Origin of the sequence: Flavobacterium anhuiense (assembly GCF_004151235.1) — a bacterium.
In the GTDB taxonomy this organism is placed as follows: Bacteria; Bacteroidota; Bacteroidia; order Flavobacteriales; family Flavobacteriaceae; genus Flavobacterium; species Flavobacterium anhuiense_A.
Genome location: NZ_JUIV01000006.1, coordinates 81,429 through 95,450, shown reverse-complemented (window position 1 = coordinate 95,450; position 14,022 = coordinate 81,429). Strand labels below are relative to the sequence as shown.

At 36.3% G+C, this 14,022-nt stretch carries 6 protein-coding genes; all 6 read right to left on the bottom strand.

Annotated features, from left to right (window positions below; all coding sequences use genetic code 11):
- Positions 1–9: 9 nt before the first annotated feature.
- Positions 10–3,096: a SusC/RagA family TonB-linked outer membrane protein gene (locus tag NU08_RS09915; protein WP_129746976.1), complete on the bottom strand. Its 3,087-nt coding sequence runs from the start codon at positions 3,094–3,096 to the stop codon at positions 10–12.
- A 263-nt stretch (positions 3,097–3,359) separates the two neighbouring features.
- A complete protein-coding gene (locus NU08_RS09910; RefSeq protein WP_129746975.1) occupies positions 3,360–6,020 on the bottom strand; it encodes a glycoside hydrolase family 3 N-terminal domain-containing protein in 2,661 nt (886 codons plus the stop codon).
- A 13-nt stretch (positions 6,021–6,033) separates the two neighbouring features.
- A complete protein-coding gene (locus NU08_RS09905) occupies positions 6,034–8,274 on the bottom strand; it encodes a GH92 family glycosyl hydrolase (RefSeq protein WP_129746974.1) in 2,241 nt (746 codons plus the stop codon).
- Between the two features lie 11 nt (positions 8,275–8,285).
- A complete protein-coding gene (locus NU08_RS09900) occupies positions 8,286–9,770 on the bottom strand; it encodes an alpha-L-fucosidase (RefSeq protein WP_129746973.1) in 1,485 nt (494 codons plus the stop codon).
- Positions 9,771–9,806: 36 nt separating this feature from the next.
- Positions 9,807–11,660, bottom strand: a complete 1,854-nt coding sequence (locus NU08_RS09895) for a glycoside hydrolase family 35 protein (protein WP_129746972.1) — start codon at positions 11,658–11,660, stop codon at positions 9,807–9,809.
- 12 nt (positions 11,661–11,672) lie between these two features.
- A complete protein-coding gene (locus NU08_RS09890) occupies positions 11,673–13,985 on the bottom strand; it encodes a beta-N-acetylhexosaminidase (RefSeq protein WP_129746971.1) in 2,313 nt (770 codons plus the stop codon).
- Positions 13,986–14,022 lie beyond the last annotated feature (37 nt).

Genomic DNA, 14,022 nt, shown 5'->3' with positions numbered 1-14,022 from the left:
CTTTTTTAATTAAAATCCGAATTTAACATTAACTCCATAATCTCTCGTTGAAGGAATGTTGAAAGATTCTATCCCTTGTAGGTTTCCTGTACCTGCTCCTGCTTCTGGATCAAAGTACTTCGCTTTGTTTAAGAAGAAGAACAAGTTTCTACCTACTAATGAGAAATCGATGCTTGTAAATCCTGAGTTACCTAATAAACGTTTTGGCATTGAGTAACCAAAAACAAGCTCTCTTAATCTGATGTTTGTAGCATCATAAACAAATGGTTCTGCAATTGGAGTTCTCTGTCCGATTGCTGTCCAGTATTGCTCAGCATTAATGCTTGTTGTGTTTGGAGAGTAAGTTCCGTTTCCGTTAGCAACCACCCCATCAACAATAATTCCGCCATTTCTTCCTGCTAATGTAATGTCACTAACCCCTAAACCAGCTTGTCTAGCTTGAGTGTATGAAATCACTTCACCACCGATTCTGAAATCTACTAAGAAGCTTAAAGAGAAATCTTTGTATTTGAAGTTGTTTTTGAAACCTGCAGTCCAATCTGGATTAAAGTTACCAGCGCGAACATCAAAACCATTTGTAGCTAATGGAATACCAGCACTGTTAACAATGATTTGTCCAGCATCATTTCTTTGGAAACCTTTGATGTATAAATCACCATACTCACCACCTTGAACCACTTTACTTCTCACTAAACGCCCTTCACCAAGAACTAACTCATCTCTTCCTTCAAAGATAGATTTTACTTTTGACTTATAAGAAGCGTAGTTAGCTGTAACATCCCATGTAAAGTTTTCTGTTTGAACTGGCGTAGCAGTAAGCGTGAACTCGATACCTTTATTCTCGATATCTCCACCGTTTACGATTGCTCTAGAATATCCAGAAGACTCAGGAGTGTTGATATAGAAAATTTGGTTGTTCGTTAACGTTTTAAAGTATGTAAAATCTAAACCTAAACGGTTGTTGAAAAATCTAACATCGGCACCAAACTCAGAAGAAGAAGAAATCTCTGGTTTCAAGTTTGGATTTGCTTTTGTGCTTTGTCCGTATAACATACCACCGTTTCCTCCGATGTATGAATATCTCTGTTGTGTCTGATAAGGATCTGTATCATTACCAACTTGTGCGTAAGAAGCTCTTACTTTAGCAAAACTAATTACTTCTGGCAATGTAACCATATCAGAAACAACTGCTGAAAGTCCAAAAGATGGGTAGAAATAATCTGTTGGCAATGTAGAAGACCAGTCATTTCTAGCTGTTAAATCTAAGAATAAATAGTTTCTGAAACCAATCTGACCAAATCCATAAACAGAATTAATTCTTTTTTCTGAAGCTGTAGAAGTAGATTGAACTGTCTGAACGTTTGATAATGCGAAGAAGTTTCTTTTACTTAAAACTCCTCCAGAAGTTAAAGCAGAACTGTTTTGTTGCAATGAACTCGCACCAGCATTAAGACCCACAGAGAAATCTCCGAATTTTTCGTTGTAAGAAAGTAAAGCATCTACGTTCAATTCGCTTACGGTTTCATAAGATTCGCTATAAGAACCTAAATTGCTGTTGAAAGCCGCAGTTGCATATCTGTTTCTTACGTTTTTGTTTGTCATCTGGTCTAAACCAGCTCTACCCTGCAAGCTTAACGTTTTTGTAAACTCATATTTAAGAGAAGCTAAACCAATAAATCTATTTCTTTTATCTGTACGAGCATCATCTCTTAAAGCAGACCAGAATGGGTTTCCACCTGGCGCTCCAGTTTCATCAAGGAAATAGTTTACTTGTCTTTGTCCTGCAGCATCAAAATATTCGAAATCTTTGTAATCGTTGTAAGCGATACTACGAGGCAATAAATAAGCAGATGTTCCGATAGACTCTTCACCTGTTCTCAATAAGTTATCGATATCTTGAACAATGTAGTTTGTTTTTACATCCAATGATAATTTATCAGAAATTTTGCTTGTCAATCTTAAGTTAAGATTGTGTCTGTCCATTTGGTTTCCTCCAACAATACCCTCAGCACGTGTGTTAGTATAAGAGAAATAACCTTGCGCTTTTTCGTTACCTGCAGTAACTGTTAAAGTGTTTGCCAAGTTATAACCTGTTTTGTAGAAATCAATAACGTTGTTTGGCTGTGGAGAATAGCTTTGTGTAGCTGGTCCAGCATAGTTTGGATTACGAACCAATTGCCAAGCAGATACCTGACGTCCGTCTAAAGGTGCACCCCAGCTTGAGCTTGAGTTAGAAACATAATTTCCGTTTGTTCCTTGACCGTACTCGTTTTGTAAATTCATCAAATTATAAGCTGAAGAAGCCATAAAGTTAGATGATAACGAAACTGAAGTTTTTCCAGATTTACCAGATTTAGTAGTAATAACGATTACACCATTTGATGCTCTAGAACCGTAAAGAGCCGCTGCAGATGGTCCTTTAAGAACAGTCATCGAAGCAATATCTTCTGGGTTAATGTTAGAAATACCATCTGGCTGTGTAGTTCCTCCTGTATCAATATCAGGGTTAGTTGTAGTTGTTCCGTTACTAATTGGAACACCATCTACTACATAAAGAGGCTGGTTGTTTCCATTAAGAGATCTGTTACCTCTTAAAGTAATTCTAGAAGAAGAACCAACACCGTTTGAAGTCGTAGAGAAGTTAAGACCTGCAACTTTACCAGAAAGTGAGTTGGCAACGTTTAATGATCTTGCTTCTGATAACTCATCTACAGAAACGTTTTGTGCAGAATACGTAATCGCTTTTTTCTCTCTCTTAATACCAAGAGCCGTAACCACTACCTCTCCTAGCTGCTGCGTATCTGGGCCAAGAGTTACATTAATTGTAGATTGAGATCCCACAGCAACTTCCTTTGTAGCAGATCCTACATAGGTAAAAACTAAAACTGCTGATTGATTAGGAACGCTAATGCTGTATTTACCATCAAAATCTGATGAAGCACTTGTTTTAGTTCCTTTAACAATAATATTTGCTCCAGGAATCGGAATCCCGCTTTGAGCATCTGTTATCGTTCCTTTTACTGTTGTCTGCGCTTGTAGGCTTTGAAACCCGAAAAGGCATATGACCAACAGTAATTTTAGTACGTTTTTAATCATATTAGTTGTTTTTTTAGAGTTAATAACATGTTAAACTTAAGAATACATTCTGTTAACAAAATATAATTTCGACAAATGACAATTTTGAAAAGGTGTTGGTAAATCTTTAGTGTTTTATTGAAAGAAAACGTTTTCATTTGTAATCCTACTCTGCCTTATAAAAAAAGGCAAAAACACTATTATCGAATAGATTTTAGCCTTTTATAATTGTATTCATTTTTTTAAAGCAAAAACGCCGAAAAATCTTCGGCGTTTTTGGGTTTTTAGTTCAAAACCTTGAATTTAGTTTTAAGCAAATCGGTCGAATTTCCGCCGACCATCACTTCGAAATCTCCGGGCTCTACAACGCGCTTCATTTCTCTGTTCCAAAGAGATAGCTCGTCTGGTGTAAGTGTGAATTCAACATTTTTTGTTTCGCCTTTTTTAATGTTCAATCTTTTGAACCCTTTTAGTGTTTTTTCTGGTGTAGTTGTACTGCTGTAAACATCATTAATATACAATTGAACTACTTCGTCTCCGTCTCTGTCTCCAACATTTTTAACATCAACAGATACTTTTACTTCTCCGTTTGGTTTAATTTCAGTAGTATTCAGTTTTAAATTAGAATATTCAAACTTCGTATAACTCAATCCGTAACCGAATGTATATAAAGGATGTTCGCTTTCTGCTACATATTTATGAATCGCAGACGGCTTTTGGTTATAATATATAGGTAACTGCCCAACTGATTTTGGAACTGTGATTGGCAATCTTCCTCCTGGGTTATAATCTCCAAATAAAACATCAGCCACTGCTCTTCCTCCTAATTCACCTGGGAACCAACCTTCTAGAACTGCAGGAATGTTTTCAGCAATCCAGTTTGTAGAAAGCGGACGACCGTTTAATAATACACAAACTACAGGAGTTCCTGTTTTTTGAATTTCTTCAATTAATTGCTGTTGAATTCCGAATAAGTCTAAAGAAGCTACATCTCTATTTTCTTCTACCAATTCGTTAGATTCTCCTAAAACTACAATCGCAACATCTGCTTTTTTAGCAGCATCGATTGCTGGCTGTAAGTTAACTTTTTCTAAATTCCAACGGAAATGAGCTCTCGCTCCCCAGCCTCCTTCCCACATTTCAATGCGGACTTTGTATTTTTTACCTTTTTCGATATTTTTAGGAACCGTAACCATACTTGTTGCCCCTTTTGTCCAGTTGTCGATAACCAATTGATCATCAATATACATTCTGATTCCGTCGTCAGAACTTAAACCTAACCACCCGTCTAATGCTTGATCTGATTTTAAGAATCCCGTCCATCTGATAGAAAAATCATCCACATTCACTCCATCACCAGGAGCCCAAGGCCAGTCAAACTCTAACTGATTATCAATACGAGTCAATGCTGGAGTTCCTTCTAAGTTTCTGTTATTGAAATATTCTCCTTTTAATCCGTTTTGAGATTCGTCTGGAGTAAATAAATATTTAGATGGAATAATTTGTCCTTTCACAATTAACGGAACTCCTTCTTCATAAACCACATTTGCAGTTTTTCCAACCAATTCTTTAACTCCTTCATAAACCGTCATTCCAACACTATTTTTAGGAGCATAACCTCCCATTCTTGAAGCATTTGCATTTGGTCCGATAACCGCAATGTTTTTTAAGTTTTTGCTTAAAGGCAAAGTATTGTTGTCATTTTTCAACAAAACCATAGATTTCTGCGCCGCTTCTAAAGCAACAGCTTGATTTTCTGGAGTATGAAAACGCTCTTTAATCAGATTTTTATCTGTGTACGGATTTTCAAATAATCCCAATAAGAATTTCAAACGCAAAACTGCTCCCGCCGCACGGTCGATGTTTTCCATTGTCAATTTCTTTTCATTTACCAATTCGATAACAGTATTCTGCCAGAATTCGTTTGAAAAATCATAAAACTGCATATCTACACCCGCCGAAACCGCTTCTCTAATAGCATCTTTTGGAGAATCAGCCACTTTATGTGTTGTCTGAATGTACTTAATTGCTCCTAAATCTGAAACTACCAATCCTTTAAAACCCCATTCGTTTCTTAAAACATCAGTCAATAACCAATGATTGGCTGCACAAGGAATTCCGTCTAACTCAGAATATGCGCACATTGTTCCTAAAGCACCACCTTTTGTAAATGCTTTTTCAAAAGATGGCAAATGATCTTCTCTAGCTGAACGTTCTCCAACCAAAATTGGCGAAGAATTTCCTCCAGCCTGCGGAATACCGTGAACGGCAAAGTGTTTTGGTTCGGCAATAATAGAACGATCCGATTTTAAATCGTCTCCCTGCATTCCTTTGATGAAAGCCAAACCAATTTCGCTATTCAAGAATGCATCCTCACCAAAAGTTTCCGCAACACGTCCCCATCTTGGTTCGCGTCCTAAATCTAAGTTTGGTCCAAAACCAAAATGAACTCCATGTGCTCTGGCTTCCATACCAATTACTTTTCCCACTTTGTCCATTGTTGCAATATCCCAAGTTGCTCCAAGACCAATATTCATTGGAAAAGCCGTGCTTCCTTCGTCTAAATAGCCATGAAGCATTTCACACATAATCAAGGCAGGAATTCCCCAACGGTTTCCTTTGATTACATTAGTCTGCAAATCATTAATCATTTTCGCTGAACGCGGATACAAATCATGAATCGCTCCAATTCCTAATTTCCCGATTTTTTCTGCCGATTTAGATTTAGCAAAATCTTCTTTATCTTTAAAAAAATCTCCTCTGTACATATCCATCTGACGCACTTTTTCTTCAAGCGTCATACGGCTTAATAAGTCTTTTACTCTGTCTTCAACAGGCGCTTTCGCATCCTGATACAGATACTTTTTCTGGGCATGGGTCTGGTTTAAAAAACCAACAGCCATTACAAAAATAATGGCCGTTTTCTTCATTCTTAATTGTAACATAGTTGTGTTGTGTTTAGTTTTGAATCACTTTAAGTTTTGTTCCGTTCACAAAAGCATCGTGCGAAATAAAAAAGGTATTAAGTGATTTTCCGTTTAGCTCAATCGAATTGATTTTTCCACCGTTATTTTCTTGTCTTTCAATTACGATGTTTTCTTTTTTATAATATCTAGGATCTAATTTGATTGTTACTCTATGAAACATCGGCGTCGTAATCGTATAAATTGGATCTCCCGGAGATATTGGATAAATTCCCATCATCGAATACACTAACCAAGCCGACATTGTTCCCGTATCATCATTTCCTGGCAATCCTTTTGGTTCGTTTTTGAAATATTCGCGAACCAATTTCTTTACCATGTCCTGAGCTTTATATTCTTCGCCTTTCACATAATTAAACAAATACGGATTGGCAATGTCTGGCTCATTTGCCATATCAAACTGTTTGCTGTCGAATATTTTCTGCAATTGAGCCGAAAATGGTATATCACCGCCCATTAATTTCTTTAATCCTACAATATCATGAGGAACCATAAAAGCGTATTGCCAAGCATTTCCTTCAATAAAACCAACATTTTCTTCAAAATTAGCTCCTGAATTTGGATCAAAAGGCTCATACCATTTTCCGTCAGGCGTTCTTGGACGAAGTAGATTTAAGTTTTTGTCGAATAATTTTCTATAAGATAAAGAGCGTTCTTTAAAACGTTTTACATTGTCTTTGTCACCGAATTCGTTGGCCATAAGCGAAATAGAATAATCTGAAATATTGTATTCCTGAGTCGTCGAAACTGGGCCTTTGTTGTCGGTTGTCAAATAGCCTTTTTTAATATAATCTCTCAATCCCGGACGAAGCGGATTATTTTCAATATTATCTGCGCCTTTCAACATCGCATAATAGGCTTTATTAATATCATAATCACGAATTCCTCTCATATAACTATCTGTAATTACAATACTTGCAGGATCTCCAACCATGGTAAAAGTTTCAGTCGAATTCAATTCCCATTTGGGTAACCAGCCGTTTTCATCAAACATAGTCAACATACTTTTTATCATATCCGATTGCTGTTTTGGATAAACCAAAGACATCAATGGATGCACATTTCGGTACGTATCCCATAAAGAAAATACGGTATAACGGGTGTCATCGGTTTTAGCAATTTTAGTTCTTTTGATTACAGGATATTGTCCGTTAATATCATTTAAAGTATTTGGATGAATTAAAGTGTGATACAAAGCTGTGTAGAAAATCGTATTATCCTCTTTTGTACCGCCTTCAACCAAAATTTTAGACAATTCTTCGTTCCATTCGTTGTAGGTTTCTTTGTAAATTGCGTCAAAAGATCTGTTACCCACTTCTTTTGCTAAGTTTTCACGAGCATTTTCGATACTTACGTACGAAATTCCGATCTTCACTTCAACCGTTTCTTGTTTCTCGAATTTATACGTAAAATAACTTCCAATACTGTCACCTACTACAGTTTTAATGGTATTTTCCATTATTCTCGCTTTTCCGTTGTAACCCATCCATTGCGCTTCAACGCCGTTGTATTTTGCAGGTTTTTTCCAAACTCCAAATTTATGGGCAGGTTTAGAAAATTGAGCCACAAAATAAACTGGGTAAGCATCTTCTGGACTGTTGTAACAAAACGAACCAACCGAACGCATTCCTTCAATTTCTGTAGAAGAAACCACTTTTATCATGGCGCCTTCTTCATTTGTTAATCCCAATCCAAGATTTAGTAAAATATTAGATTGCCCTTTCGGGAAAGTGAATCTGCTCACTCCTACTCGTTTTGAAGTGGTAAATTCGCCTTTTACTTTGTACTTGTCTATGTTTACGCTGTAATACGCTGCTTTGGCAACTTCATTAGAATAAGTCGAGCCGTATTTTAAATGATCGATTTCTACATTTCCAGTTGTCGGCATCAATAGAATAACACCCAAATCTGGACAGCCAACTCCACTTAAATTTACTTGAGAGAATCCAGTCAAGAAAGTATTCTCATTCACATACGGATTAGAAAGCCATTGACTGTCTTTTTCCATTGGAGTATTTTTAACTCCAGCCACATTAAACGGACTTATACTTGCCATTCCGCGCGGAGCAATTGGCCCAGGAAAAGCAGCACCATAATTGGAAGTTCCAATAAACGGATTAACAAAATCGGCAGGTTCTTGCGCAAAAATGGTAATGCTAAAAAACAGCATGCAAAAAATACATGCTGTTTGAAATTTGTTTGTATTTAAAACCATAGGTTTCATTTTTATCTGTTGATCGCTTCTATTTTTAAAGTCCAAGCTTCTTTCGCTGGAAGATTATTTCTTAAGCTTTCCGGAATTACTACTTTAAATCCGTTTCCTTCTTTGGTCCATTTTAAAGAAGTTTTAGAACCCAACATTGTAATTTTTGTTCCTTTTTTAGGACTGATAGATTTTACTGTAACTTCAGCAGGAATTTTATCTTCTCCTTCTTTAGCTAAATAAAATGCAAATACATTTCCTGCTTTATTTTGTGTAAAACAAATGTTTTCTTCTTTGTAAGGTTCGATTGGTTTTGTGTTGTAAATCGCTGTGCTGTTTACTTTCATCCAATCACCATAAGCTTGCAATAAATCGTAAGCGCCTTTATCCCATTCTCCTTCTGGACTTGGCGCAACGTTTAATAATAAGTTTCCGCCTTTCGCAACAATATCAATCAATAAGTGAATTCCTTGACGTCCAGTCATGTATTGAGCACCTGGAGAATAAGACCATCCTCCGCCTGCAGGGATACAAGACTCCCAAGGATAAGGCAATGTTTTAGCAGGAACACGTCCTTCTGGAGTTAAGTAGTTTTGGTTTTTACCGTGAACCGCTCTATCCACAACAATCAAACCTGGTTGTTTTTGACGCGCTTTTACAACCAATTCATCCATTTTAGGATCTTGATCAACTACTCTGTGTTTGATGAAACCGTTTTTAGATTCGTTTTCAGTAAATTTCTCGTCATAGTTTTCTTTGATGTTCACTTGGTCTCTTTTTCTAACCCATCCTCCATCTAACCATAAGATATCTACTTTACCGTAATTAGAAAGAATCTCTAAGATTTGGTTGTGCGTGAAATCAACATACTTCTGCCATTTTTCTGGGTATAAAGACGGATCGTAATTTACGTTTCTGTCGAAAGGAGGAAAATATGGATCCCAATAGTTTTCGTTATGCCAGTCTGGTTTAGAAAAATAAGCTCCAGTTGAAATGCCTTCACCTCTAAAAGAGTTGAAAATTTCTTTTAAAACATCAGCTTTTGGGTTGGTATGAAAAGGAACATCTTTGCTAGTAATCTTGTAATCAGAATATTTCGTATCATACATATTGAAACCGTCATGGTGTTTGGTGGTAAAAACCATGTATTTCATTCCTGCATATTTAGCCGCTTTAGCCCATTTTGCAGGATCAAATTTTACAGGATTAAAAGTCTTTCTTAAACCTTCATAATCTTTGATATAATCATTATAATTAGATGGATTACTTCCTTTTTTACGTTCACACCATCCGTAATCTTCAGGGCAGATAGACCAAGATTCTACAATACCCCACTGGCTGTAAGTTCCCCAGTGCATTAGCAAACCAAATTTTTTGCCTTGCCATTCGTCTAAGTTCTTTAAAACTAACGGATCTGTTTCTGGTACGTATCTTTCATCTTCATAAATCGCCTGCGCGAACATCTGAGCTGAAAATAAAAGGGCGATTATGAATATTCCTTTTTTCATCTTTAATCTAATTTATAATTTATTATTCTTTGTTTTTTAGTTTAGCTTATCAAGTATCGGTTGATCTGTAAAAGTTAATTCTGTTTGAGCATTTTCATTAAGCTGCTCCAATACAACAAATTTATTCTCACCCGCTTTCAACCAACAGCCTGGCACATAAAGCGTTTGTTGCGGCCCAACTTTCCAATAGCGACCAAGATTGTGTCCGTTAACAAATACAATTCCTTTTCCCCAATTGGTCATATCAAGAAAAGTATCGGCTGGTTTATCAATGTTTACTGTAGCTTCATATAAAACTGGTCGTCCAGATTTTACTGTTTCATTTTTAACAGCTGGAACTTCACTCATTGGCATTTTATACATTTCCCATCCACCACTAATTTCATATTCATTAATGAATACTGGAGAAATAATACCTTTAGTGTTATGCACTATTTCGGCTCCGTAATTAATACGTCCCATATTTTCAACCAGAATTTCTAAAATACCGTTGAAAGGAATAGAAAGGGTCAACTCGTAATTTTTGAAAACTCTATTCAATTCACCCACCTTAACTCCATTTACATAAACGGTAGCAAAGTCTCTTAATCCCTCTATTTTTAATTTGCCAGAAGAAATTGGCTGCGTAAATCTTTTTCGATACAAAACATATCCATTTCCCTGACCTAACTTTTCAAATGTTAATGGCTGGTCATTTACAACAGGTTTTTCTTTTTTGATCCAACTTAAAACATCCATACTTGATTTGACAGGCTGATTAGGATATTTTATAACTGGTATTTTCTCTGGAATCGGTGCTAATTTTGTTTTAGAATACTTTTGCATTACTTCACGAATAGCCATAAATTTTGGCGTTGCCCAACCTGCTTCGCTAATAGGTGCATCATAATCATAGCTTGTAATATCCGGCTGAATATCACTTTCTTCATTATAATTTGCTCCAGAGGTAAATCCGAAATTAGTACCGCCGTGCACCATATAATAATTGAAAGAAACGCCTGCATCAAGGTACTTTTTAGTTTGGCTTGCAATCTCTTCAGATCCAATTTTAATAAATGGTTCTGCCCAATGATCCAACCAGCCAGAATAAAACTCTGCAACCATGTAAGGCCCTTGCCCTTTATGATATTTATCGACTTGTTTCTTTAAATTCTCTATATTTGATTCTCCATTGGCAGTTGGCAACACGCCTTCAACAGCGCCACCTTCAAACAACCAACTACCGTCAGAAGTGAAAAAAGGCTCTGGAAACCCAGTTTCTTTAAGCATGTTGTAAATGGCAGTTTTGTATGCTTTATGATCTTCGGCACTAATATCGGTTCTTTGAGAAACATAAGAACCAAATTCATTTTCCGCCTGAACCATAATAATTGGCCCTCCCTGGTTAGCAAAATTTCCTTTTACCACCGCATATAAATGTTCCAGATACGATTTACAAGCGTCTAAAAATGCTTTGTTATTGGTACGAATTACCAAATCTGGATTATTTTGCAGCCACCAAGGATATCCTCCAAATTCCCATTCACCACATGCATAAGGGCCTGGTCTAAGAATTACGTATAATCCTTCACTTTTAGCAATACGTAAAAATTCTGCCAAATCTCTATTTCCAGTTTTAAAATCCCATACACCTGGCTCAATTTCGTGATAATTCCAAAACACATAAGTTGCCACGGTATTCAATCCCATTGCTTTAAGCATTTGCAATCGATGTCTCCAATACTCTTTAGGAATACGCTCATAGTGCATTTCTCCTGAATGTATTTTTACAATTTTCCCATCTTTTTGAAATTCTCCATTAGATATAGAAAATCCTTTTGTTTGCGCCTTAGTAAAAAAAGGCATCAAGCAAATCAATACTACTCCAAGCTTAAATAATATCTTATTCATTTTTTAAAATATTTAATTCACCAAAATCTCATCCACAAACAACCAAGAACTTTCTCCTTTCGGACTTTTCTTTAAGTTACCACCGATTACTTTCACAAAACGTGCATTTTGTTTTTGGAAATTGATTTTGAAATCTTTCAATTCAGGAACCGGATTTGCTGCATATGGGCGTGTAATTTTTCCAACTTGCGTATATTTAATTCCATCAGTAGAAATCAATACTTTTATCTGAATTGGGAAATTAACCCCTGCACCTTGACTTTCTAAAGCTCCTACAGATACTTGTTCAATACTTTCTACTTTTTCAAGATCAATTACCAATTCCATATCATTAACCAGCCAAGCCTGCCATTGTCCGTCATGGAAATTTTTGCTTCCGCGAATGGCATTTACCATTGTATTAGCATCTCCTTTATAACTCTGGTTGAAAGGCGTTAAGTATTTCACTTTTTTTGCAAACCCTTTATGGAAAACAATAGTATCTGTAAATGTTTTTCCAACAGGTTTTTCATCTTGAAATAAAGAAGCTTTTAAAACTGTTGTTTCTTTGATTTCAATTGGACTTGTATATCTTATTGCATGATGCTCAATGCTTTGATTTCCTAAAACATATCTAATGTCTGGATTAGGAAACTCATTCTTCAGCTCTACTTTGATTTGTTTGTTAGCCAAATCAGCTGTAGATGAAGCCGTTACCAAATAAGCACTTTTCGCATAATTCAATCCCTGATAATCGTAACGTTTAAACATTGAAAACAATCTTGATGTAAAATCATTCCAATTGCGTTTTTCTTTCGGACTCCATAACGTTTCTGATAAAGCGGCCAATCTTGGGAAAATCATATATTCAGAATCTTTTGGACCCGTAATATATTCTGCCCATAAATTGGCTTGACCTCCTAAAACATGAGCAGCTTCCTGTGGAGTCATTGTTGAAACTACAGGATCAAATTTGTACACTTCACTTAACGGATTGTAAGCATCAAAAGCTAGAGGTTCTTCGTTTTGTGGCCCTTGATAAAAGTTGAAATAACAAGGTGTTTCTGGTGTCATAATCACATCGTGGCCTTGATCTGCTGCTTCAATTCCGCCTTTCATTCCTCTCCAGCTCATTACTGTTGCATCTGGAGCTAACCCACCTTCTAAAATTTCATCCCAACCGATAACTTTTTTACCTTTTGTGTTGATATATTTTTCCATGCGTTTTACAAAGTAGCTTTGCAATTCGTCAACATTTTTTAAACGCTCATCTTTAATTCTTTTTTGGCAGTAAGGACATTTTGTCCAATTGGTTTTAGTAGCTTCATCGCCTCCAATATGAATGTATTTTGAAGGGAAAATCGTGATTACTTCATCAATTACATTTTGCAAAAACTCAAACGTAGTTTCTTTTCCAGCACAATAAATGTCGGTAATGGGCCAAACTCCACCTGACGGAACACCAATTCTCTGATTAAAACATGCCAATTCAGGATACGCCGCAATAGCACTGCTTACGTGTGCCGGCATTTCGATTTCCGGAATTACTTCAATTCCTTTTGTTGCGGCATATTTTACAATTTCTTTTAATTCTTCCTGCGTAAAAAATCCGCCGTAAGTTCCTTTTTCGTCTGGATTTGTAGTCAATCGGGCATTCCAGCTTCTATTTTCCTGATCTACTCTCCAAGCACCAACTTCTGTTAGTTTTGGATATTTTTTGATTTCGATTCTCCAGCCTTGATCATCCACTAAATGCATGTGCAAAACATTCATCTTATGAGCTGCCAAACGATCGATCGTAGCTAAAACATAATTCTTATCGAAAAAATGACGAGAAAAATCTAGCATTAAACCTCTCCATTTAAAACGAGGTTCATCATTAATGGTCAAACTTGGAATCTGCCATTTTGCAGAAGTAATCGCAAATTTGCTTTCGATAGCTTCTGGAAGTAATTGTCTGATGCTTTCTAAAGCGTATAAAAAACCATTATTCCCTTTTGCAGAAATAACAATATTAGTCGGATTTACATCTAAAACGTAAGCTTCATTCTTTAAGTTCGGATCTGTTTTCAGCAAAACATAATTACTTACTGGAGCTTTTGCAGTTACTTCTGGTTTCCATCCTGCTGCAGTTTCAAATCTTGAAGCCAAAGCATTAGCAGCATCTTTTTGAAAATCTCCGTTAACGACAAACTTTGTGTCTTTTGTGAATTCAAAAACACCTGTTTTAATAAGGGTCTGAGTCGGTTTCGGAATGATACGAATATCACTTTCCGTGTACACTTTCTGAGCATTAACAGATAGCACTGAAGTGATTAGGGTTAATAGGACTAGTAATTTTTTCATTCTTTGTTTTTTGGTTTCTTTAAAAGTACTTTTTGAG

Bases quoted from the DNA above. Each gene is read 5' to 3' on its own strand.
- NU08_RS09915 (WP_129746976.1), bottom strand. From the start codon at position 3,096: ATGATTAAAAACGTACTAAAATTACTGTTGGTCATATGCCTTTTCGGG.
- NU08_RS09910 (WP_129746975.1), bottom strand. From the start codon at position 6,020: ATGTTACAATTAAGAATGAAGAAAACGGCCATTATTTTTGTAATGGCT.
- NU08_RS09905 (WP_129746974.1), bottom strand. From the start codon at position 8,274: ATGGTTTTAAATACAAACAAATTTCAAACAGCATGTATTTTTTGCATG.
- NU08_RS09900 (WP_129746973.1), bottom strand. From the start codon at position 9,770: ATGAAAAAAGGAATATTCATAATCGCCCTTTTATTTTCAGCTCAGATG.
- NU08_RS09895 (WP_129746972.1), bottom strand. From the start codon at position 11,660: ATGAATAAGATATTATTTAAGCTTGGAGTAGTATTGATTTGCTTGATG.
- NU08_RS09890 (WP_129746971.1), bottom strand. From the start codon at position 13,985: ATGAAAAAATTACTAGTCCTATTAACCCTAATCACTTCAGTGCTATCT.